Origin of the sequence: Rhizobium indigoferae, from assembly GCF_034554815.1 — a bacterium.
Classification (GTDB): domain Bacteria; phylum Pseudomonadota; class Alphaproteobacteria; order Rhizobiales; family Rhizobiaceae; genus Rhizobium; species Rhizobium leguminosarum.
On sequence record NZ_CP140638.1, the window covers coordinates 381,131 to 402,702 of the forward strand.

At 59.6% G+C, this 21,572-nt stretch carries 17 protein-coding genes and 3 pseudogenes; 15 read left to right on the forward strand and 5 right to left on the reverse strand.

All coding sequences use genetic code 11. The features are described from left to right. The first annotated feature begins 12 nt into the window (after window positions 1-12). On the forward strand, window positions 13-912 hold the full coding sequence (locus U5G49_RS34275; protein ID WP_193445137.1) for a LysR family transcriptional regulator: 900 nt from the start codon (window positions 13-15) through the stop codon (window positions 910-912). A 193-nt stretch (window positions 913-1,105) separates the two neighbouring features. On the opposite strand, the pseudogene U5G49_RS34280 reads toward U5G49_RS34275, so the two are convergent. Then, a pseudogene (locus tag U5G49_RS34280) lies at window positions 1,106-1,709 on the reverse strand (substrate-binding domain-containing protein); the annotation flags it as partial. On the opposite strand from U5G49_RS34280, the pseudogene U5G49_RS34285 reads away from it, so the two are divergent. The 6 genes and pseudogenes from U5G49_RS34285 to U5G49_RS34310 form a co-directional block, all read left to right on the forward strand. After that, window positions 1,702-2,088: pseudogene (locus tag U5G49_RS34285) on the forward strand (substrate-binding domain-containing protein); the annotation flags it as partial. The pseudogenes U5G49_RS34280 and U5G49_RS34285 sit on opposite strands and share 8 nt — an antisense overlap. 123 nt (window positions 2,089-2,211) lie before the next feature. Beyond that, window positions 2,212-3,333: an ABC transporter permease gene (locus U5G49_RS34290; RefSeq protein WP_193445136.1), complete on the forward strand. Its 1,122-nt coding sequence runs from the start codon at window positions 2,212-2,214 to the stop codon at window positions 3,331-3,333. A gap of 2 nt (window positions 3,334-3,335) precedes the next feature. After that, the gene (locus U5G49_RS34295) at window positions 3,336-4,130 is read left to right on the forward strand and encodes an ATP-binding cassette domain-containing protein (RefSeq protein ID WP_193445135.1); all 795 of its coding nucleotides are present in this window, start codon (window positions 3,336-3,338) and stop codon (window positions 4,128-4,130) included. 83 nt (window positions 4,131-4,213) lie between these two features. Beyond that, window positions 4,214-5,018: pseudogene (locus U5G49_RS34300) on the forward strand (TIM barrel protein). Window positions 5,019-5,060: 42 nt separating this feature from the next. Continuing rightward, window positions 5,061-6,053 (forward strand): inositol 2-dehydrogenase, encoded by a 993-nt coding sequence (gene iolG / locus U5G49_RS34305; RefSeq protein ID WP_018247046.1) that lies wholly within the window; start codon window positions 5,061-5,063, stop codon window positions 6,051-6,053. A gap of 121 nt (window positions 6,054-6,174) precedes the next feature. Beyond that, on the forward strand, window positions 6,175-6,462 hold the full coding sequence (locus U5G49_RS34310; protein WP_193445134.1) for a MurR/RpiR family transcriptional regulator: 288 nt from the start codon (window positions 6,175-6,177) through the stop codon (window positions 6,460-6,462). Window positions 6,463-6,604: 142 nt separating this feature from the next. On the opposite strand, the gene cysE is transcribed toward U5G49_RS34310, so the two are convergent. After that, window positions 6,605-7,453 (reverse strand): serine O-acetyltransferase, encoded by an 849-nt coding sequence (cysE, locus tag U5G49_RS34315; protein ID WP_193445133.1) that lies wholly within the window; start codon window positions 7,451-7,453, stop codon window positions 6,605-6,607. Between the two features lie 468 nt (window positions 7,454-7,921). Between cysE and U5G49_RS34320 the strand changes: the two genes are divergently transcribed. Further along, window positions 7,922-9,202, forward strand: a complete 1,281-nt coding sequence (locus U5G49_RS34320; RefSeq protein ID WP_246289143.1) for an FAD/NAD(P)-binding protein — start codon at window positions 7,922-7,924, stop codon at window positions 9,200-9,202. Window positions 9,203-9,403: 201 nt separating this feature from the next. Here the strand turns inward: U5G49_RS34320 and U5G49_RS34325 are convergent, their stop codons facing one another. Beyond that, window positions 9,404-10,333: a TauD/TfdA dioxygenase family protein gene (locus U5G49_RS34325; RefSeq protein ID WP_193445131.1), complete on the reverse strand. Its 930-nt coding sequence runs from the start codon at window positions 10,331-10,333 to the stop codon at window positions 9,404-9,406. An 808-nt stretch (window positions 10,334-11,141) separates the two neighbouring features. Here U5G49_RS34325 and U5G49_RS34330 point away from each other — a divergent pair. Then, window positions 11,142-11,288, forward strand: coding sequence for a DUF1127 domain-containing protein (locus tag U5G49_RS34330; protein ID WP_003552150.1), 147 nt, complete (start codon window positions 11,142-11,144; stop codon window positions 11,286-11,288). Between the two features lie 850 nt (window positions 11,289-12,138). Here U5G49_RS34330 and U5G49_RS34335 read toward each other — a convergent pair. Then, on the reverse strand, window positions 12,139-12,597 hold the full coding sequence (locus tag U5G49_RS34335) for a helix-turn-helix domain-containing protein (RefSeq protein WP_112908206.1): 459 nt from the start codon (window positions 12,595-12,597) through the stop codon (window positions 12,139-12,141). A gap of 354 nt (window positions 12,598-12,951) precedes the next feature. Between U5G49_RS34335 and U5G49_RS34340 the strand changes: the two genes are divergently transcribed. The 5 genes from U5G49_RS34340 to U5G49_RS34360 all read left to right on the forward strand — a co-directional run bounded on the left by U5G49_RS34340 (window position 12,952) and on the right by U5G49_RS34360 (window position 17,824). Next, the gene (locus U5G49_RS34340; protein ID WP_193445130.1) at window positions 12,952-14,154 is read left to right on the forward strand and encodes an MFS transporter; all 1,203 of its coding nucleotides are present in this window, start codon (window positions 12,952-12,954) and stop codon (window positions 14,152-14,154) included. A gap of 219 nt (window positions 14,155-14,373) precedes the next feature. After that, window positions 14,374-14,934 (forward strand): FMN reductase, encoded by a 561-nt coding sequence (gene msuE, locus U5G49_RS34345; protein WP_112908208.1) that lies wholly within the window; start codon window positions 14,374-14,376, stop codon window positions 14,932-14,934. Between the two features lie 241 nt (window positions 14,935-15,175). Further along, entirely contained in the window at window positions 15,176-16,015 is an 840-nt protein-coding gene (locus U5G49_RS34350; RefSeq protein ID WP_193445129.1) for a MetQ/NlpA family lipoprotein, read from the forward strand. A gap of 89 nt (window positions 16,016-16,104) precedes the next feature. Then, window positions 16,105-17,190 carry a methionine ABC transporter ATP-binding protein gene (locus tag U5G49_RS34355; RefSeq protein ID WP_182564357.1) on the forward strand — a complete coding sequence of 362 codons (1,086 nt, stop codon included), beginning with the start codon at window positions 16,105-16,107 and terminating at the stop codon, window positions 17,188-17,190. After that, entirely contained in the window at window positions 17,171-17,824 is a 654-nt protein-coding gene (locus U5G49_RS34360) for a methionine ABC transporter permease (RefSeq protein ID WP_182564356.1), read from the forward strand. Before U5G49_RS34355 ends, U5G49_RS34360 begins: the two co-directional genes overlap by 20 nt. A gap of 1 nt (window position 17,825) precedes the next feature. Here U5G49_RS34360 and U5G49_RS34365 read toward each other — a convergent pair whose 3' ends face one another. Next, on the reverse strand, window positions 17,826-19,184 hold the full coding sequence (locus U5G49_RS34365) for an LLM class flavin-dependent oxidoreductase (RefSeq protein ID WP_193445128.1): 1,359 nt from the start codon (window positions 19,182-19,184) through the stop codon (window positions 17,826-17,828). A 233-nt stretch (window positions 19,185-19,417) separates the two neighbouring features. Here U5G49_RS34365 and scpA point away from each other — a divergent pair, with 233 nt between their 5' ends. Next, window positions 19,418-21,556, forward strand: a complete 2,139-nt coding sequence (gene scpA, locus U5G49_RS34370) for a methylmalonyl-CoA mutase (protein ID WP_193445127.1) — start codon at window positions 19,418-19,420, stop codon at window positions 21,554-21,556. Window positions 21,557-21,572: the final 16 nt, after the last annotated feature.

Genomic DNA, 21,572 nt, shown 5'->3' on the forward strand with positions numbered 1-21,572 from the left:
GTGAAATAATCAATGAACGACTACAAGCTGCTTCGAACCTTTCTGCTGGCCGCCGAGAAACGGAACTTCGCGCAGGTCGCACGCGAGCTCGACATGACCCCAGCCGCCGTCACGCGGGCGATCGCGGCCCTGGAAGAAGACCTGGGCGTGCAACTCTTCGTGCGGACCACGCGCCAGGTGTCGCTGACGACCGACGGCGCGATCTTCGCCGCCCAGATTCACCCGGCGGTGCAGGCGTTGGACAACGCGCGCAAGGACGTGATGAATACCCACAAGGCCGATCATGGCCGCCTGCGAATCAGCGCGCCGACCTGGTTCGGCCAGCAGGTCCTGCCGCCCATCCTCTCGGCCTTCAAGGAACGCTACCCGAAGATCAGCTTCGAGATCTCGCTTGCGGATGGACTCGTTGACATCATCGATGACGACTATGATCTGGCAATCCGCATTTCCGCGGCACCCTCGGACAAGTTCACGATCTGGCGCAAGATCACCGTCGTGCGCCGTATCCTCGTCGCAGCGCCAGGCAGCCGGTTTTCCGACATGAAGCATCCGAACGAGCTCATTCCAGACGAGTGCCTGGCCTATAGCGGTGACAGCAAGCGGGAGACCTGGACGCTGTCGGACGGCAGTGGTAGCGCCACGATTTCTGCGGGCCGGGCATTCAGCGCCAATAGCGGAGAGGTGTTGGCGAGGATGGCGGCCGACGGCGTCGGGGTCGCCATGCTGCCCAAGTTCCATGTGGCCGAGCATCTGCGGACCGGACGGCTCGTCCACGTCCTGCGGGACTGGGCGCCGCCAGACTTATGGTTGACCCTGTATTACCCCCCCTATCAGGTGCTGCCGCCCCGGATCGCCTCGTTCTCGAAGTTCTTTGAACAGCAGGTCCCGGCGTTCATGGCCGTAATGGAGTGAGTTGCGGTCGCGATGCCAAGGTGACAAGCCGGGGAAGCTTTTGGTGAGGACCCCGCCCCAAACGCGCTGATCCGCCTGAAAATCACCCCTTTATACTAAATCGCCGGTTCAGATCGCCTGAAGGCGATCATTTAGAACGCCATTCGATGATGGTCAGAAGCGCGAGTGCTCATTGGACGATTCTTGGAACACTTCATGCCGATGACCTCGGCACAAGCCGCCCCCGCATGACAACCCAGTTCGGCATCGCGCTTGCCCGTTATCATTGCGACCATGGCATTGATCATCTCGTCGGTGGGCTGTTCGTAGCTGGTCAGTTCGTAGGCCGGAGCCCCGCCGAGTTCGATGTTGTCGAAGCCGACGACTGCCAAGTCTTGCGGAACTTTAAGACCGAATTCGCTCCGGGCGACATCCATCGCTCCCAGCGCCAATATGTCATTTTCACACATCAATACATCGATGCGCGACGCGGGCGAAGTTGCACTCAAATAAGTACGTGCCGCTTCGGCGCCGGCCTGGGCGCTGTATCTTTCCGCGGCCAATTCTGTGACGCCTTCGACACCTTTCCGTCGCCAGAAATTTGCATAATGATGGCGCCTGCCCAGCGCCGTCGACAGGGTTCTCGCCCCCGTCATAAAGCCGGGACGGCGATAGCCCTTGTCGAAGAGGTAATCGACGATCTCGCTGAGAGCGAGTTCTGCATCGCAGGCAATCGCGGGAACGCCGGGGATTTGGCTGTCTCTTGCAAGTACGAACATCGGCGGGAAACCTGGGCCGAGCCGCCGATCACCCAGTGTTAACGATCCGGCCGATGTCCGCGCGAAGGTCAAGGCGGCGCTGAGTTCCAATACGGGGGTCGATACTGTTATGGCGCTTGGTGCCGGCACGGCCGGCGAGCCTTCGCTCGCGGCCGTCGAGGATGTCGGAATGACCGGCAAGATCAAGGTGGCGACATTCGACCTTTCAGCTGATTTCCTGAAGGCCGTGGCCGACGGTAAGGCAGCCTTCGCGATCGATCAGCAGCAGTTCCTGCAGGGCTATCTGCCTGTCGTATTCCTAACCAACTATGCCAAATACGGGCTTATCCCGGGCGGTAATGTTCCATCCGGCCCGAACCTTATCACCAAGGAAAAGGCCGCCCAAGTCGTGGACCTTTCCGCCAAGGGCATTCGCTGACCAGAATTGCCGAAAGGCATTCTCCCAGAATCTCCTCCCCTTGATGGGGAGGGGGTTTGGCTGACTGACCGCGCTGCCCGGCAGCGCCAACGCTACCCTAAATTATGATCCGTGGGAGGAGTTATGGCTTCGCTTGAGCAGAGAACGGCGGCTGCGCCGAAGGCCGATGAGCGCGTCAAACAAGTAAGTGTTCTGACGCATATGATGAGGCGCCCTGAGCTTGGTGCCGTGGCGGGCCTTGTTCTCGTCCTCGTCTTTTTCTTTCTCACCGCTGACCGTACCATGTTCTCGCTTTCCGGCCTGATGACCATCATGGCGCCGGCGTCGCAATTAGGAATCCTTGCCATTGCAGCAGAGCTTCTGATGATAGGCGGCGAGTTCGATCTTTCGATCGGCTCGATGGTGGCCTTTGCGGGCTTGATCTTCGGCGTCATCCTCACGAATTTCGGCCAGCCGCTTTCGGTTGCCATCGTCATGACGATGCTCTTCGCCGCGTTCATGGGGGCGATCAATGGGCAGATCGTCATTCACACGCGCCTTCCGTCCTTCATCGTGACCCTGGCATTCCTCTTCATTCTGCGTGGCCTGACGCTCGTCGGCTTGAAATGGGCGACCGGCGGCTCGACACAGCTTCGCGGTATCGGCGACCGTGTGAAGGACAGTCCGCTGCTCGGGCTCTTTTCCGGCGATGCGCTGAAGAGCGTATTCCTCTGGCTCGCAGATCACGATCTGATCGACAAATTTCCGAACGGCATGCCGAAGGTCACAGGTATCCCCGTGTCGGTCTTGTGGTTCGTCGCACTTGCCCTGGCTGCAACCTGGGTGCTCCTGCGCACCCGCATGGGCAACTGGATCTTCGCAGCCGGTGGCGATCCGAATGCAGCGAGAAACTCAGGCGTCCCTGTCCATAGGGTGAAGACCGGCCTGTTCGCCTTGACGGCATGCGCGGCCGCACTGGTCGCCATCATTACCGTGCTCGATGCTGGCTCGACCGACGCCCGACGCGGCTTTCAGAAAGAGTTCGAGGCAATTATCGCCGCCGTCATTGGCGGATGCCTGCTGACAGGCGGCTATGGTTCGGCGATCGGCGCTTTCTTCGGCGCGATCATCTTCGGCTCGGTTTCCATTGGCCTGACCTATACCAAGTTCGACTCGGACTGGTTTCAGGTCTTCCTCGGCTCGATGCTGCTGCTGGCTGTCCTCTTCAACAATTTCATCCGCCGCAAGGTTACCGGGGAGCGCTGATCATGTCTGATGTCAATCGTCGAACGCCGATTATCGAAGTAACTGATATCGTCAAGCACTACGGCTCCATGATCGCTCTTAACGGTGTCTCCATGCAAGTGTCGGCCGGAGAGGTGCTTTGTCTGCTCGGAGACAATGGCGCTGGCAAGTCCACCTTGATCAAGACGCTGTCCGGTGTCGTCCGCCCAAGTGGCGGTGTCTTCCTGGTCGAAGGCAAGCCGGTCAATTTCCGCAGTCCGCGCGATGCGCTCGATGCAGGGATTGCGACCGTGTATCAGGACCTTGCCATGATCCCGCTGATGTCGATTACCCGTAATTTCTTCATGGGGCGGGAGCCTCGCAAGGGACTCTTCCCTTTCCGTCACCTCGACCTTACGCATTGCAACGATGTAACGCGGGAAGAGATGCGTAAGATCGGCATCGATATCCGCGATCCCAATCAGGCAGTGGGCACTCTGTCTGGGGGCGAACGCCAATGCGTTGCGATTGCGCGTGCGGTCTACTTCGGCGCCAAGATCCTCATTCTCGATGAGCCGACTTCGGCGCTCGGCGTGGCGCAAACCTCGATGGTGCTGAAATACATCCACCAAGTTCGACAGAGCGGATTGGGCGTCATTTTCATCACCCATAATGTCCGCCATGCCTATGCGGTGGCGGACCGCTTCACCATCCTCAATCGGGGCCAGACGCTTGGCACCTATGACAAGGCGGATATCGCGATGGATGCGCTGCAGAACCTCATGGCCGGCGGCAAAGAGCTGCAGCAATTGTCCGAAGAGCTCGGCGGTACGATCTAGCCGGCTTGCTTCCGAGGCGGCGACCGATCGGCTTTCAAACTCGTCGTCGCCTTTCACTCAATCATTAATCATGGAATACGGTCATGAACGACGGCTCGTCAAATGCTTCATCCCCCTTCACGCTCGCGGTCTGCGCCGAGATGGTCTTCAAGTCGCTTCCTGTCGTCGAACAGGCTGAAGCGTATCACTGAACTTGGCTTTCACGTCGAGATCTGGGATTGGACGAAACACGACATCGCCGCCCTCGCAAGATCAGGAGCGGTCTTCTCGTCGATGACGGGCTATGTGGCCGGCACACTTGCCGATGACGCAGGCGCAGACGAATTGCTGAAAACTGCGAAGCAATCAATCCCGATTGCCAGGGAGCTCAATTGCCCGCGTCTCAATCTGCATGGGACCGGTCTCGACGGCCAGGGCCTGCCGGTGGTCAAGGCCGAGAAGGTAACGGGCGCCATGTGGCTCAAGGCGCACGACACGCTTAGCCGCATCGCCGACCTCGGCGAGAAAGAGGGCGTCACCTTCGTGCTCGAAAACCTCAATGAAGCAGTCGATCACCCCAAGACACCGTTTGCCAAGGCCGAAGATACGCTTGCGCTCGTTTCGTCGGTAAACCGACCGGCGCTGAAGCTCAATCTCGACCTCTATCACGCTCAGATCGGCGAAGGAAACCTGATCGAACTGTGCCGTCGCGCGCTGCCTTATATCGGGGAAATACAGGTGGCGGATGTTCCCGGCCGCATGGAGCCGGGTACCGGAGAGATCAACTACAGGGCAATTGCTCCTGCGCTCAAGGATATGGGTTATCGCGGCACGATCGGCATGGAGGCCTGGGCCTCCGGCAATGATGAGACGGCGCTTGCCCGTTTCCGCGACGCCTTCACGGTTTGAAGATTTCGATAGTCAAAACTTACATATCACGGAGAAATATCAATGATCAGATTTGGAGTGATTGGTGCTGGCCGAATAGGCAAGGTGCATGCCGCGACCATTGCGGCGAACCCCAAGGCCAAGCTCGTCTACGTGGCGGATGCCTTCAGAGCATCGGCTGAGGCGCTGGCCGCGCAGACGGGCGCCGAGGTTGCCGATGCGGAAGATGTCATCAAGTCCTCAAATGTCGACGCGATCCTGATTGCGACGCCGACACCCAGCCACGCCGATCTCATCGAGGCGGCGGCGAGGGCCGGTAAGGCAATCCTCTGCGAAAAGCCGGTGTCCCTGTCGGTCGAGCGCATCAATGCCTGCCTCGACGTCGTCGAGAAGAACAAGTCGACCTTGATGATCGGCTTCAATCGCCGGTTTGACCCGAACTTCGCCAGTGTGGAAGCGCGCCTGCGCCGGGGCGATGTCGGCGAAATCGAGATTGTGACGATCACCAGCCGAGATCCCACGCCGCCGCCGGCGGATTACGTTAAATCCTCCGGCGGTCTGTTCCGCGATATGATGATCCATGACTTTGACATGGCCCGCTTCCTCATCGGGGAGGAATTCGTCGTCGTGAATGCACTTGGATCTTCACTCGTCGACAAGGCGATCGGCGCCGAGGGCGATGTGGACACTGCCGCCGTGCAGATGCAGACGGCTTCGGGGCGCATTGCCGTTATCACCAATTCACGCCGGGCGACCTACGGCTACGACCAGCGCGTCGAAGTCCATGGGTCCGCCGGCATGCTTGCGGCGAGGAATATCCAAGCAACGAGCGTCGAGCTTTCCAATGCGAACGGCGTCAGCGGCGATCCCGTCCAATATTTCTTCCTTGAACGCTACGCCCAGGCCTATGCCAACGAGATCAATGCCTTCATCGACGCGATCGACAGCGGCGACCGCTCGCCGAAGCCCGGTGGGCTTGATGGGCTCCAGGCTCAGAAACTGGCGGAGGCCGCTACCGTGAGCTGGCAGAAGGGCAGGCCAGTTGAGGTCGAATAACAAGCTTCGAGGCGATGCGGAAATGTCGTCACATTGCCGGACCGCTACCGGAGGCGACGCTTCCTTTTAATAGGCTTCCGGGTCGCCAGTACATTGCCGGGCTTTTGCGAGGTGAAGTGCCATGATGCAGGACAGGATTCATTGTCCTCCAACAACATTGGAGGAACTGAAGTACCAGATCGCCAAGCGCCAGATCGTCCTCCCCGATCGTCTGGAACAAGTCGCTAAACAGATCTTACCGCAGCCGGAAATGATTGCATTCGAAAGTGCCGCTGCGATTGCGCGCAATTGTAAGGTTTCTCAAACCACGGTTCACCGACTTGCACAGCACATCGGGTTTCGAACATTTGGCGAGTTTCGCGCGATGATAAGAGATCATCTTCGCAAGATTTCCGCAAATCATCGCTAGAGGAGCTTAGCGGAACAGATATCGTCGGCTTCAACCTCTATCGATTGGTTGGAGCGGGGTCGATACGGAAGCCGTGGCTGCACCGCCATCTGGCAGCATCAGCCTTGCAAATGGAGACGCCCGGGAGCAAGCGCACTGGCCCTCAGATCGTATACTCCGGTTCAGATAAGGTCTGGTCCATCGTGATTCCGGGGAGGTTGAAGTGGCGCTTGCCCACCTGCCTCGCCGGAATGCCGGCGACCGATGTGTAGGCTGTAACGGCATTTACGACCACACTGCCTGCACCCACCTTGGCTCCGACGCCAATTTCGATGTTGCCGAGAATCTTGGCACCCGCTCCGATGAGAGCGCCGCGTCGTACCTTGGGGTGCCGGTCGCCGGTCTCCTTGCCCGTCCCTCCCAATGTAACATTCTGGAGTATGGAGACGTCGTCTTCAACGACCGCAGTCTCGCCAATGACCAAGCCGCTCCCATGATCGAGCATGATGCTCTTGCCCATCTTTGCGGCGGGGTGAATGTCGACGCCGAAAACTTCGGAAATTCGACTCTGGATGTGGCGCGCCAAATGGAGGCGATCATGATGCCAAAGCCAGTGGGCCACCCGTTGTCCCTGCAAAGCCACAAAGCCTTTGAAATACAGGAATGGCGTCAGGATTTCCGTGTTCGATGGATCGCGTTCCTTGATCGCGGTCAGGTCGGCGGCGGCATCGGCGACAATATTGCGATTGCCGACGAACGCCTGGGCAATCACCGCCATCAACTCGTCATGGTCGAGGTCGTGATTGGCCAGTTTGATCGCGACCCGTTGAGCGAGCGCCTGGGCGAAACTCGCATGATAAAGCACTGCGGAATTCATGGCGCGCGTGAGTGCTGCATCCTTGGCCGAAGCATTGACGGCCTCCGCGCAAAGAGCCTCCCAGATTGCGGCCACCTGAGGCGAGGGGGATGGCTCCGTCGACAGATTGCTCAAGCTGACCAGTGGAACCGTCATGCTAGCTTCCTTCTGCATGCGGGATGACGCGACATCCGGCATGCAGACGTTAGGTTAATCTCGCCCGCGATAGATGGTCTAAAATTTCGTGGATCTTTGCAGCCGCTCTAAAATTCCTCTCTTTTTTCGCAGGAACCGGGAAATTATTTCCAAGTCACTGCATCGCCCGTCAGCCGTGCTCCGCAATGGGCAAAGCCGGTAGCCAGAAGGGAGGCTAAGGCCCGCCAGGCGCCAAAACCACGCAGTCATCGTTCCAAGTCGAATTGTGCTTGCGTTCCGGATATCATTTTCTATTATTTTAGTAGAGAATTATGAGACTGGGCGGATCGGGCGGTTGTAGGCGGACCGGTCCAACGCAGAAGGAGCCGATGAATGACTCTTCTCTCGTCACGTTCTTCGAATTCGGAGAGCCAGCATGCGGACCATCTCGCAAGGATTGCGATTGTCGGCCGAGGCTTCACGGGGATCATGACCGCAATTGCTCTTTTCAAAAGAGTTGATCGGCCTTTCCATCTGGTGATGTTTGATCCGCGAGCAAAGATAGATATCGGCGAGGGCATAAGTCAGCCCGCGTCGACGGTGCTGACCAGCCGCGTTCGCGACCTTTCCGTTGATCCCGGACTGCCGGGCGATTTTCGCCGGTGGCTGGAAACGGATGACACATGGCGCGATCGCCTGATCTCGGATCCTGCCGGTCTCGAACACGCCTTTGTGCCCGGAGAAATCTTCAGCACCTATGTGTACAAACGCTTCGCCGAGGCCCTGTCCGATCGGCCCGATGTCATCGTGCAATTTGGCTCGGATACCGTAACGGCGATCGATAGGCATCTGGATGGAGGATATTCCGTTTTCCTTGGAGCGGAGCAGCGAACCCGCTTTGACGCAGTGTTTCTCGCGACGGGTTACGGGATGCGGGAAAATTCTGACGCGGCGCCTGCCGGTGAAACGCAAAGCGCCGTCGTGATCGGCGGCGGCATCCACGCGGTCGACAGGGCGCTTGGATTGCTTGCGGACTCGAAGATTTCCCATGTCACATTGATCTCGGAATCGGGCTTCCTGCCTCAGTCACATACTCCAGCCGCCGTCGGAGCTATTGTCACGGATAAAGCCATGCCGGGGACGCTCCGCGGCGCGTTCCGTTTTCTGCGTGAGGCCGCCAGCAGAGCCGATCTGGAAGGTTCGGGATGGCAAGGCATTATGAACGGCTTTCGGTCACGCGCGCGCGACCTCTGGGCGGGACTGACGTCAGAAGAGCGTGCACGGTTCAAACGCCATGTGAAACCTATTTACGACAGTCATCGCAACCGCTTGCCGCCTGAGCGCTATCAGCGCCTGCATCATGCCATCGCCAGCGGCGCGATCACCGTCAGGAAGGGAAAAGTGAATTGTATCGCTACAAACGGCGTGCTGTTTTCGGCCCCGACCGGGCTTGAGGTCCTTCCCGCGGAACTGACGATAGACTGCCGTTTCCGGCCGTCCGGGACCGATAGCCCGCTTGTCCGTTCGATTATCGTTGCGGGTCTTGCAACGCGTGACGAACTCGAGCTCGGTATCGTCGTGGACGAATGCGGGCGGACCAAGGCGAGCGCCTTGCATGGGCTGTTCGCAATGGGGCCGCTTGGCCTCGGCAGCCTTCCGGATATCGATCTGGTGCCTCAGATCGTCCAGCAAAGCCATGCGGCAGCGTCGTTGCTCAACAGTTGGATTGGTGAAGTGGCTAAAAGCGCAGCACGTCGTCAAAGCCTGTGACGACGTGTGACAGTTATTGTCCCAACCGATGAATGGACGGTGACAGCCGGCCAAAACTGCATCGCCGCTCAGGGCGATGCAGCGGGTCGGGAATGGGGTGCTGTCGGGCTGTTCGCGATGCCTGGATGACTGTTGGTGGCGCAAGCTTCGGCAAGCACCGCGTGATATGAAGCTGCATGGTCGCCCCTTGTCCGGCCGCGCTCATGCGGCCTTTGCTTTCGGCTTGGCGGCCTTGACGTGGGTTATGCTGCGGCGGCCGTCGACGCTGACGGGGACGTCGCCGTCAACGGTGGCGCGGCGCACGACCCGGTGCTGGTCGCCGTAGTCGTTGACAGCATAATGCTGGGTCGCGCGATTATCCCAGATCGCCACATCTCCAGTTCTCCAGCGCCAGCGCACGGTATTTTCCGGCGCGGTGACGTAGGACTGGAACACCTCGTAGAGTTTCGCGGAGTCACTCTTCGACAAGCCGACCAGACGCTGAACGAAATTGCCGAGCAGCAGCGATCTTTCGCCGGTTTCGGGATGGACACGCACGACTGGATGCTCGGTCTCGTAGATGGTCGAGGTGAAAACTTCCTCGAAATGCTTCTTCTCTTCAGCGGTAGCACGAGGACGCACGGCTGCGTAGTCATAGGCGTTGCTGTGAATGGCCCACAAATTGTCCGCCAGCAATTTGAGCGATGCCGGCAGACTTTCGTATGCAGCGTGGGTGTTGGACCAGATCGTATCCCCTCCAGCCGCCGGAATGACGACGCCACGAAGGACCGAGAATTTAGGATAGGCATCCACGAAGGTGACATCGGTGTGCCACTGGTCCGCCCTGCCGCCGCCGCGGCTGGAATCGAGATTGAGGATGGAGGCCGTGCCGGTCACCGGACCCTGGGTTGGATGAGGCACAAGGTCGCCCAGGCGGCGTGCGAATGATTCCTGTTGGGCATCGTCAAGAAGTCCCTGGTCGCGGAAGAAGATGACCTTGTGTTTCAGGAGAAGCTGGTTGATGGCCGCAACCGTTGCGTCCGAAAGGTCTCCGCCGAGGCGAATGCCTCTGATTTCGGCTCCGACGCGGCCGGTCAGCGGCACGACATCGGACGCGGGGATGATCTGATTGACGAGAACTGGATTGCTCATGGAAACCTCCTGGCTGATCTTGGAAGAAGACGGCAAGTCACATGCGCCCAACGAAGCATCCGCCGGGCGTTCGAAAATCTCATTGTTAAAATCTACAGGGCTATGGAACGCTATAATCTATAAAATCAATAGACAAAATATTCTAATTTTGTCCGTTTGCCCGAAACAGCCACCTTCGATAGTTCCTTCTCGCCGATGAATTCCTCACTTGGGGCCTTCAGCGATGCATCATTTCACCGAAGGCGCTCGTGCCAGAAGTTGGGAGCCCAACTTTCGTGACCCCTGAATGACACGCAGGCAAGGCAATCACCCATCAAAAAGCTCGCAGATTCGCGACTTGAACTAAAACGTCGCCCCCCGCAAATCAGGGTCCGCAGACCAGCAGCGCGGCCACCGATTTGTTCAGCAAGACGCTCAGCGTGGCGAGGATCCTGCTTGTTACTTCGGAGAATTTGGGCCCCGATATCGTCAAGCCGTGGCGCGGAGATATGCCGCTGAGCGCTTCCGTCCGGATATGTCGGATTCGGGCGCTCGGAACTCAATACCTGTCATCAGGAACTGTTCCCAGCATCGGCTTCGCTTCTGTGACGTGAGACACGAACCCGTCGATCCGACGGCTTTCACCGCGCGGCTTAGAAAGAGACTATTTCGCGCAAAAAAGAAACAGCCTATGCGTTTGTCGCATAGCTGAAGTGAGAGATTGTCGCTGTTTTAAACCGATTGAACCGCCTATATTCCAACCATCGGAACGACGCCGGAGCCAAGCAAGGTTGCTGACGTCAGAAAGCCCTCAGGAAAGGGGATTATCATGAACGTAGCACGCTCTTTCAACAACTGGCGCAAGTTCCGTCAGACCGTCACCGAACTCGGCCGCATGTCCAGCCGGGAGCTGCAGGACCTCGGTATCGACCGCGCCGACATCCGCAGCGTTGCCCGCGCATCGATCGCGCGCTAATCGCACAGCACTTGGTATTTAATACTGCTTGACGCCCGCTCCTGACGCGGGCGTTTTTGCGTCGAACGCCGTGGCTGAGGTCGGTTGCATCCTCATTCCTATTGTAAACTTTCCGACTTGTATTTCTTGCATAGCTGCAGTGCAGCATAAGGCATTGGCACCATCCATGGTCGGTGTATGATGAGATCCATCGAAGCAATGCACCTCCTCCCGCAAAGCATCGACTTTCAGATGGCCCACTCCTCCTCCCAAGGGACGTCTGTCGGAACAGCGGCACTCCTCCTCCCAGTCGCTGTTCGGTTTTCAGAAAGCCTGCCGCACCTCCTCCCGCGGCAGGCTTTTTCGTATCCCGAACCTTCCCTGCTGCCAGATCGAGATCGAGTGCGGCTGTTCCCACGTCGCGTCACCCACTCAATCGTACCCGTCTTCCTTTGGACCGGCTGGGGGTTCCCTGGAGGCGCCTGTCGCAGACCCTCGGACTCTGTCGTCCTAAAAGGAGGTCTGTCTGCCAGGGGGCCGGGTCCCGTTTTAGCGCGATATCCGCACAAGAGCTGTCCCACCGAATGTCTCGGTTTCGCGAGTAGTCCGGCGTCCCAGAAACGGCGTTAGTGAACAGGCTGTCGGCTATGGCATCATCCATGAAGGAGGTGCCGGCAGGCAAAGCGGATCGCTATGAACCTTCGCCCGCCTCAATGGCTTCAATGAACTCATCGAATGTTTGTCCAACCACGCGGACCTCATCCGACCATGTGCCGGCAAAGAACCCGCTCCTACAGGGGGCGACCAGTCCGCCGGTTCCGAAGGATCATAGGGGGGATACGCCACCTTTGTCGAGATCCGATATCCCTGGCTATTCTCCGAGCGGAAGAGTGATATCCGCGACGGAGGCTCCCAATGTTACGCCGCGATTTTCCGCCTGCGCCATCGCCTTCACCAGCGCGATGACCGTTTCGCGGATATTTCGGTCGGCAATCTTCAGAAAAGCGCGATTGAGCGCCAATCCCTCTTTCGTTCGCAGGAATTCGGCAACTGGATCAGTCTTCGCCGACAGATCCAGCCCTTGGAGCGTCAACGGCTCGGAATTCTCCTGTTCGAAGAAGAAACTCACCGACGTGTGAAGCACATCGGCGATCCGCTGCAGACGGCTCGCCCCAATGCGGTTGATCCCCTTCTCGTATTTCTGAACCTGCTGAAAGGTCACGCCGATCTGCTCGGCAAGCCGTTCCTGGCTCATCCCGAGCAACTGTCGGCGCGCTCGTATGCGCGCTCCGACATAGCTGTCTATTGCATTCGCTGTCTTGACATTCATTGCGTGTAATCAGCCTCGATCGCATTTTAGTCGCCGCAGCTGTAGTATCCTCCGGATCGCTTTTCCATGGTTGTTTTCATATAGCATACCGAATACGCGATGATCGCGACCGACTGTGATATGAAAGCCCCCAAAAAGACGTCAAGTTAGGCAGAAATCACTCGTCCGAAGTGCAAATCGAACAAAAGCCGTACCGATTAGGATGAAACTGGGCTGTAACTGCGTCTCGGCTTACGTTAAATGGGACTTCAGCGACCGTCGCACGAGAGTCTTCCCAGCCCCGATCGCCCGAAAATCCATCGAACAAAAGCAACGTGGCACGGCACCGGCCGAGCCTGTGCAGGAGAAGCATTGATGGCAACCGTTGCCGAGAGCGCGCCCCGTTTCGAAAAAACGACGATGTCCATCCTCATGGCGGTCAGCTTCTGCCACATGCTGAATGACATCATGCAGTCACTGCTCGCCTCGCTCTATCCACTGTTCAAGGCGAACTACGATCTCGATTTTGTGCAGATCGGCCTTCTCACCATGACATTCCAGGTCACGGCTTCGCTGCTGCAGCCGCTGGTTGGCATCGTCACCGACCGCTGGCCGATGCCCTATTCGCTGCCGGTTGGTATGGCGAGTACCTTTTGCGGCCTTATCCTGCTCGGCAATGCCGGCAGCTTCGAACTGCTGCTGGTTGCCGCAAGCCTGATCGGCTTCGGCTCGGCGGTCTTCCACCCGGAATCGTCGCGCGTTGCCCGTCTTGCTTCGGGCGGTCGCCACGGTTTCGCGCAATCCTTCTTCCAGGTCGGTGGCAATGCCGGCCAGGCGATCGGTCCGCTGCTTGCCGCCTTCATCGTGCTGCCGCTCGGCCAGCACAGCGTCTCCTGGTTCGCCGCCATCGCCATGGTCGGCATGGTAGTGCTGAGCTGGGTCGGCAACTGGTACATGAGCCACAGGCGCCAGAATGCCAGCAAGCCGGCAATCAGCCGGACTCTGCCGTTGCCGCAGAACCGGGTCGTCTGGGCGCTGCTGATTCTCGTGCTGCTGACGGCAACCAAGAATGTCTACATGGCCAGCGTGTCGAGCTACTTCACCTTCTATGTCATCGACAAGTTCGAGCTCAGCGTGCAGCAGGCACAGCTGATGCTCTTCCTCTTCCTTGGGTCGGTCGCCGTCGGCACGTTCCTCGGCGGGCCGATCGGCGATCGCTTCGGCGCACGTTTCGTCATCTGGTTCTCGATCCTTGGTGTCATTCCCTTCGCGCTCCTGCTTCCCTATGCAAACCTCTTCTGGACAGGCGTGCTCAGCATCGTCATCGGCCTGATCTTCGCTTCGGCCTTCTCGGCCATCGTCGTCTTCGCACAGGAACTGGTGCCCGGACGCGTCGGGCTGATTGCCGGCGTCTTCTTCGGCTTCGCATTTGGGGCAGGGGGGCTTGGTGCTGCGCTGCTCGGCGATTTCGCCGATACCCACGGCATCGATTTCGTCTACCGCATCTGCTCCTACCTGCCGCTGCTCGGTCTCCTGACAGTCTTCCTGCCGCGTATTCCCAAGCGGAAACCAGTCTGAGGCGACATCGCTAACGGACAATCGATCGAGCCGGAATGTCACCGACACTCCGGCTCGATGCATCATGCAGTTTCGCACGTCGCCATCGCCCACAGACCCGAACGTATTTTTCTCCTCATATGGGGAAGAGGGATGACCATTCCTTTAATCCACTATTTTTATAGATAATATTCGTCCAATAATGACGTCGGTTTCGGCACGATATTGGAAGGAAATGGCATGTCTGCTCCCAAACTGGTCGGCCTTGCGGGTAGTTTCAACCGCCCCTCGAAGACCTTTGCGCTTGTTGAAAACATTGCCGGTCTCGCCGCCGAGAAATACGGCTTCGACAACACCATCTACGACCTGACCGACGTCGGCCCTTCGCTTGGCCAGGCGCTGCGCCGTGACGATCTCGACAGTCGCGCCAAGGAAGTCATCGACGACATCGTCAATGCCGATGTGCTGGTCATCGGAGCGCCAACTTACAAGGGTAGCTATCCCGGCCTTTTCAAGCATTTGATCGACTTGATCGATCCGCATGAGCTGCGCGCCAAGCCGATCATCATCACCGCGACCGGCGGCGGCGACCGGCACGCGCTGATGGTCGAGCACCAGCTTCGCCCGCTCTTCGGTTTCTTCATGGCGCACACGCTGCCGACCGCAGTTTACGCGTCCGACCGTGACTTCACCAATTACCGTGTCTCATCCGACCCGCTTTCCAATCGGATCGGGGAGGTGATTGGCGAGCTCGCGGCCTTCTTTGCCAGCCGGAATCAAACGCTTATCGCCGCCGAGTAAAGAATGTCGGGCTAGGCTTGAACGGCGCCATGGAGGCGCCGTTTCCGTTTTAAGGCTGTCCTTCACGTCGTCATAGTCCACAAATTTGATGGAAATTTATCCTGCCGATAGCAATGGCAGGGCAAGAGTTTTTCCGGCCCTTCCTGCACATCAGACATTCGTGCTTCGCCTCCGATACGCGCATTTGCCATGATCGGCCTGCTCGGGGCGGTTGGCCTCATTCAGTCAGACGGGATATAAAATGACCAAGAACAAAAATCTTCACGGCTTCCACCTTTCGCGCCGGGCGGCTCTTGCCGCCGTCGCCGTTTCTGCTGCTGCACTCTTTGCCTTTGCAGCACCCGCTCCTTCCTTTGCCGAGGACAAGTCGATCAAGGTCGGCATCATGGCCGGCGAGGAAGAGGATATCTGGCGCGTGGTCGCGAGCGAGGCGGCGAAGAAGGGCCTCAAGATCGAGACCATCACGTTCAACGACTATACGCAGCCGAATGAAGCGCTGGAACGCGGCGAACTCGACGCCAACGCCTTCCAGCACCAACCCTATCTCGACAACCAGATCAAGCAGCACGGCTATCACATCGTTCGCGTCGGTTATACCGGGGTCTGGCCGATCGGCCTTTACACCAAGAAGTACAAGTCCGTCGCCGAGATCCCGGAAGGTGCCGTCGTCGGCGTGCCGAACGATCCCTCGAACGAGGGCCGTGCGCTGCGCGTTCTCCAGAACGAAGGCCTGATCAAGCTCAAGGACGACACCGGTATTCTTGCGACCGTCGCCGACGTCACCGACAATCCGAAGAAGATCGAGATCAAGGAACTCGACGCCGGCATCGTCGGCCGCTCGATCGACGATCTGGATGCCGGTATCGTCAACACCGACTGGGCGTTGAAAAGCGGTCTTTCTCCGGCCGAGCGCATTGCCCAGGAGCCGATCGCCGACAATCCATACCGCAACTTCATCGCCGTCAAGGATGAGAACAAGGATGCCGACTGGGTCAAGACGCTTGTGTCTTCTTATCAGAACGAGACCGTCAAGGCCGAGTTCGACAAGGTCTACAAGGGGACGGGTCTCAGCGCCTATTGATCCGGGGCAGGGCTGGGGTTAAGGCCTGCCGAGAGGCGGTCCGGGCGTTCTTTGCCCGGGCCGCCTTCAGCATTTGTAAGGAAAAACACATGAATTCCTTTGTTTCCGCCACGGCGATCGCGGCAGAGCCGCAAACGGCGACCGAAGAGGTGGTGAGGCTGACCGACGTGAAGCGGCGGTTTGGAACCACTGCAGCACTCGACGGCATTTCGCTGACGGTGAAGAGAGGCGAAATCCTCGGCATCATCGGCCGCAGCGGCGCCGGAAAATCGACGCTGATCCGCTGCTTGAACGGCCTGGAGCGCGCCGATAGCGGCGAGATCCTCATCGAAGGCCGAGATATCACCGGACTTTCAGAACAGGACCTGCAGCCGCTGCGCCGCCGCATCGGCATGATCTTCCAGCATTTCAATCTGCTTTCCGCCAAGACCGTTGAGGAAAACGTCGCGCTGCCGCTGAAGATCGAGGGCCTGGCAAAGAGTGAGCGCCTGAAACGGGCGCACGATCTGCTCGAGCTCGTCGGTCTTGCCGACAAGGCGAAGGCCTATCCCTTATCGCTGTCCGGTGGCCAGAAACAACGCGTCGGCATCGCCCGGGCGCTCGCGGCACGCCCGGCACTGCTTTTGTCCGACGAGGCGACATCGGCGCTCGATCCGGAAACGACCCGGTCGATCCTGGCGCTGCTCAAGGACATCAACCGTAAGCTCGGGCTGACCATACTGCTGATCACCCATGAGATGGAAGTGGTCCGCGGCATTGCCGATCGCGTCGCGGTCATCGATGCCGGGCGGATCGTCGAGGAAGGACAGGTCTGGTCGATCTTCGCCAACCCGCAGGCTGATATCACCAGGAGCCTGCTCGGCGGCATCCGGCCGCAGCTTCCTGAGCATATCGCCGGCCGGCTGTCGGCGACGGCGGGCAGCGAAGCGATCCTCAGCGTCGATCTCGCCGGGCCGCAGGCGCAGGGCGCGCTGTTTGCCGAACTCTCGGCGGCGCTGCCGCATTCCTTCCGCCTCGTCCATGGCGGCATCGACCACATCCAGAACCAGCCGGTGGCACGGTTCTTCATCGCCGTTCCCGCGCGCGACCCCGCGCTTGCCGGAAAGGTCGAACAATTCCTGATGGCTCGGTCCGCCCGGGTGGAGGTGCTAGGTTATGACACCGATCATGCTTGAACTGCTTATTCGCTCCCTTTGGGAGACCATCCTGATGACCGTCGCCTCGGGAGTGATTTCGCTCGTCGCCGGCCTGCCGCTCGGCCTTGCTCTGGTCGCGACGGCGCGTGGCGGCATCGCCGAAAGCCTCGGGATCAATCGTGTGCTCGGCGCTGTTATCAACGGCTTCCGCTCGGTGCCCTTCATCATCCTCTTGGTAGCGCTGATCCCGCTGACGCGGCTGATCGTCGGCACCGCGCTCGGCACCTGGGCTGCCATCGTGCCGCTCGCCATCGCTGCAACGCCCTATTACGCCCGCATCGCCGAAGTATCGCTGCGCGAGGTCGACCGCGGGCTGATCGATGCCGTGCGCGCCATGGGCGGCAATCGCTGGACCATCATCCGTGAGGTGCTGGTGCCTGAAGCGCTGCCAGGCATCGTTGCCGGTTTCACCGTCACGCTGGTGACGCTGATCGGCGCCTCGGCCATGGCGGGCGCGATTGGCGCCGGCGGCCTCGGCGATCTCGCCATCCGCTATGGCTATCAGCGTTTCGAAACCAGTGTGATGATCGCGGTGGTGGCCGTCCTCATCGTGCTCGTCTGCGGGATCCAGTGGCTTGGCGACCGGCTGGTCGCCAGGCTAGACCACCGATAAATCAGCGCCGGAATTGGGCGGCGGGATGAGCGGCGGGCAACCTGCCGTTCCCGCCGCCGAAAAGCTTGTGCCGCAAGGGTCCCGCAGCATAGTCCGCCTTGAAGACACCGCGCTCCTGTAGCACTGGGACGACCAGGTCGACGAAATCGCGCAGGCTTTCCGGCGCCACTGTCCGCGCCAGATTGAAGCCGTCGATGCCACCCTCTTCGATCCATGTCGTAAGATGATCGGCGATCTGCTCGGGCGAGCCCACCATCGGCTTCATCCGGCTGCCGAGCACCATCTGGTCGATGATGTCACGCAGCGTCACCGGCTTCGCCGCCTGTTTCGTGATCGCCGCAAGTGCCGATTGATTGGCGTTGGTCGAGCTCTGGTCGATGACGTCGTCCAATCCATACTTCGAAAAATCGATGCCGACGGAAGCGGAGTAATGCGCAAGCGAGGCCTCGACGCTCGCATGGCGGCGGTACTCCTCCAGCCTGTCGCGTGCTTCCTTCTCCGTCCGCCCGACGACAACAGTGATCAGGCTCAGGATCTTCAATGCGTCGGCGCCGCGGCCGAATACCTCCGCCTTCGCCCGTAGTGCATCGACGGTCGGCCTGGCCGCCTTGGGATTAGGCCCGGCGATGAAGACGCATTCGGCGTGGCGTGCGGCGAAATCCTGCCCGCGTGCCGAGGCGCCGGCCTGAAAGAGCAGGGGCGTGCGCTGCGGCGAGGGTTCTGAGAGATGGATGCCTTCCATCCGGTAATATTTGCCGTCGTGACGAACCGTGCGCACTTTGGAGGGATCGGCATAGGTGCCGCCTGCCTTGTCACGCAGTACCGCATCGTCGTCCCAGCTCCCTTCCCAGAGCTTGTAGACGATCTCGAGATATTCCTCGGCTGCATCGTAGCGCGCATCATGTTCCGGCAGCTTGTCGAAACCCATGCTGCGGGCGGCACTGTCGAGATAGCCGGTGACGATGTTCCAGCCGATCCGTCCCTTGGTCAGGTGGTCGAGCGTCGACATGCGCCGTGCCAGTAGGAAGGGTGGCTCATAGGTGGTGTTGACGGTGACGCCGAAACCCAGATGTTTTGTCACATAAGCCATCGCCGAAATCGGAATCAGCGGATCGTTGACCGGGATCTGCGCGCCCGTCTCGATCACCGTCGCCGGACTACCCTTGTAGAGATCATAGACACCGACGATATCGGCCAGGAAGATGCCGTCCAGCTTGCCGCGTTCGGCGGTCTTGGCAAACTCTGTCCAGTAGTCGAGATCGGTATAATGCGCTGAGCGGTCGCGCGGATGCGTCCACAGGCCGTGATTGATGTGCCCGACGCAGTTCATGTCGAAGGCATAGATCTGCATGGTCTTCATGAGGCGGGTCCCAAAGCCGGCAATAGAAATCAAGGATTTGCCGCATTAATTATCCAAGAGCATGATGCCGAAAAGTGTGAGCGGTTTTCGGACGACATCATGCTCTAACTATATAATGTAGAACAGGATTCAGATTTTAGGCCGGCTCGGCCTAAAATCATCCTGTTCGGGCTCTATCGCACGAGGAGCCGGTGAACTGGTAGGGTTGGGATGAAAAAATCCGGAGGAACCGCATGACGAAGAAGACGCTGTCGGATTGGGCGGAGCTGGCGCAAAAGGAACTGCGTACCTCGCCCGAAACGCTGACCTGGCAGACGCCGGAAGGCATTGCCGTCAAGCCGCTCTATACGGCCGAGGATCTCGACGGCGCCGAGCACCTTGGTTCGCTTCCCGGTTTTGCCCCCTTCACCCGCGGCCCGCGGGCGACGATGTATGCCGGCCGGCCCTGGACGATCCGCCAATATGCCGGCTTCTCGACGGCAGAGGAATCGAACGCCTTCTATCGCCGCAATCTGGCGGCCGGCCAGAAGGGCCTGTCGGTCGCCTTCGATCTTGCCACCCACCGCGGCTATGACAGCGATCATCCGCGCGTCGAGGGTGATGTCGGCAAGGCCGGCGTGGCAATCGACAGCGTCGAGGACATGAAGATCCTGTTCGACGGCATTCCGCTTGGCGAAATGTCGGTGTCGATGACCATGAACGGTGCCGTCATCCCGATCCTTGCCTCCTTCATCGTGGCCGGCGAGGAGCAGGGCGTTCCACGGGCTGAGCTCTCGGGGACCATTCAGAACGACATCCTCAAGGAGTTCATGGTCCGCAACACCTATATCTATCCGCCCGAACCCTCGATGCGGATCGTTGCCGATATCATCGACTATACCGCCCGCGAGATGCCGAAGTTCAACTCCATCTCGATCTCCGGCTACCACATGCAGGAAGCCGGCGCGACGCTGGTGCAGGAATTGGCCTTCACGCTCGCCGACGGCCGCGAATATGTCCGCGCCGCCATCGCCAAAGGCCTGAGTGTCGACGAATTCGCCGGCCGCCTGTCCTTCTTCTTTGCGATCGGCATGAACTTCTTCATGGAAGCCGCCAAGCTGCGCGCTGCCCGCCTGCTCTGGACGCGGATCATGGAAGGGTTTCATCCGAAGAAGCAGTCCTCGCTGATGCTGCGCACCCATTGCCAGACCTCCGGCGTCTCCTTGCAGGAGCAGGACCCTTACAACAACATCATACGCACGGCCTTCGAGGCGATGTCGGCAGTGTTGGGCGGTACGCAGTCGCTGCACACCAATTCCTTCGACGAGGCGATCGCGCTGCCGACGGAATTCTCCTCACGCATTGCCCGCAATACTCAGCTGATCCTGAGCCACGAAACCGGCGTGACAAAAGTGGTCGATCCGCTGGCGGGCTCCTACTATGTCGAAAGCCTGACGGCCGAGCTTGCCGACAAGGCCTGGGCCTTGATGGAGGAGGTCGAGGCACTGGGCGGCATGACCAAGGCGGTAGCGGAAGGCCTGCCGAAACGGCTGATCGAGGAAGCGGCCGCGCGCCGCCAGGCGGCCGTCGACAAGGGCGACGAGGTCATCGTCGGCGTCAATCGCTACCGGCTCGACACCGAGCAGCCGATCGACATTCTGGAGATCGACAACAGCGCAGTGCGCAAAGCGCAGATCAGACGTATCGAGGAAACGAAGCGGCGCCGCGATGGCGGAGCCGTGCGCGAGGCGCTGGCGGCCCTGGTAGAGATCGCAGAGACCGGCAAGGGCAACCTGCTGGAAGCCGCCATCGCGGCGGCCCGAGCCCGCGCCACGGTCGGCGAAATATCGGACGCCATGCGTGATGCCTTCGGCGATCATGCCGCGACCCCTGAAGTCATCAAGGGCGTCTACGGCGAGGCCTATGAAAATGAGCCGGAACTCGCCGTGCTCAAGACCCGCATGACGGAGGTGACGGAAGCCATGGGGCACCGGCCGAAGATCATGGTCGCCAAGCTCGGTCAGGACGGACACGACCGAGGCGCCAAGGTGATCGCCTCGGCTTTCGGCGACATCGGCTTTGATGTACTCGCCGGTCCCCTCTTCCAGACACCGGAGGAAGCTGCCGGCGTCGCACTCAGCGAAAAGGTCAATGTCGTCGGCGTCTCGTCGCTGGCGGCCGGTCACAGGACGCTGCTACCGCAGCTGATCGACAGGCTGAGAGAACAGGGCGGTGGCGATATCATCGTCGTTTGCGGCGGCGTCATCCCGCGTCAGGACTATGAATTCCTGCACGAACACGGCGTTGCAGCCGTGTTCGGCCCGGGGACAAACGTTCTCGAGGCGGCAAACTCCGTCCTCGATCTGCTGCAGGGCAGGCGGCGAAACCAGTAGCTGAAGCATTTCCAGG

Coding starts and splice junctions, on each gene's coding strand:
- U5G49_RS34275 (WP_193445137.1), top strand. CDS start 13: ATGAACGACTACAAGCTGCTTCGAACCTTTCTGCTGGCCGCCGAGAAA.
- U5G49_RS34290 (WP_193445136.1), top strand. CDS start 2,212: ATGGCTTCGCTTGAGCAGAGAACGGCGGCTGCGCCGAAGGCCGATGAG.
- U5G49_RS34295 (WP_193445135.1), top strand. CDS start 3,336: ATGTCTGATGTCAATCGTCGAACGCCGATTATCGAAGTAACTGATATC.
- iolG (WP_018247046.1), top strand. CDS start 5,061: ATGATCAGATTTGGAGTGATTGGTGCTGGCCGAATAGGCAAGGTGCAT.
- U5G49_RS34310 (WP_193445134.1), top strand. CDS start 6,175: ATGATGCAGGACAGGATTCATTGTCCTCCAACAACATTGGAGGAACTG.
- cysE (WP_193445133.1), bottom strand. CDS start 7,453: ATGACGGTTCCACTGGTCAGCTTGAGCAATCTGTCGACGGAGCCATCC.
- U5G49_RS34320 (WP_246289143.1), top strand. CDS start 7,922: ATGACCGCAATTGCTCTTTTCAAAAGAGTTGATCGGCCTTTCCATCTG.
- U5G49_RS34325 (WP_193445131.1), bottom strand. CDS start 10,333: ATGAGCAATCCAGTTCTCGTCAATCAGATCATCCCCGCGTCCGATGTC.
- U5G49_RS34330 (WP_003552150.1), top strand. CDS start 11,142: ATGAACGTAGCACGCTCTTTCAACAACTGGCGCAAGTTCCGTCAGACC.
- U5G49_RS34335 (WP_112908206.1), bottom strand. CDS start 12,597: ATGAATGTCAAGACAGCGAATGCAATAGACAGCTATGTCGGAGCGCGC.
- U5G49_RS34340 (WP_193445130.1), top strand. CDS start 12,952: ATGGCAACCGTTGCCGAGAGCGCGCCCCGTTTCGAAAAAACGACGATG.
- msuE (WP_112908208.1), top strand. CDS start 14,374: ATGTCTGCTCCCAAACTGGTCGGCCTTGCGGGTAGTTTCAACCGCCCC.
- U5G49_RS34350 (WP_193445129.1), top strand. CDS start 15,176: ATGACCAAGAACAAAAATCTTCACGGCTTCCACCTTTCGCGCCGGGCG.
- U5G49_RS34355 (WP_182564357.1), top strand. CDS start 16,105: ATGAATTCCTTTGTTTCCGCCACGGCGATCGCGGCAGAGCCGCAAACG.
- U5G49_RS34360 (WP_182564356.1), top strand. CDS start 17,171: ATGACACCGATCATGCTTGAACTGCTTATTCGCTCCCTTTGGGAGACC.
- U5G49_RS34365 (WP_193445128.1), bottom strand. CDS start 19,184: ATGAAGACCATGCAGATCTATGCCTTCGACATGAACTGCGTCGGGCAC.
- scpA (WP_193445127.1), top strand. CDS start 19,418: ATGACGAAGAAGACGCTGTCGGATTGGGCGGAGCTGGCGCAAAAGGAA.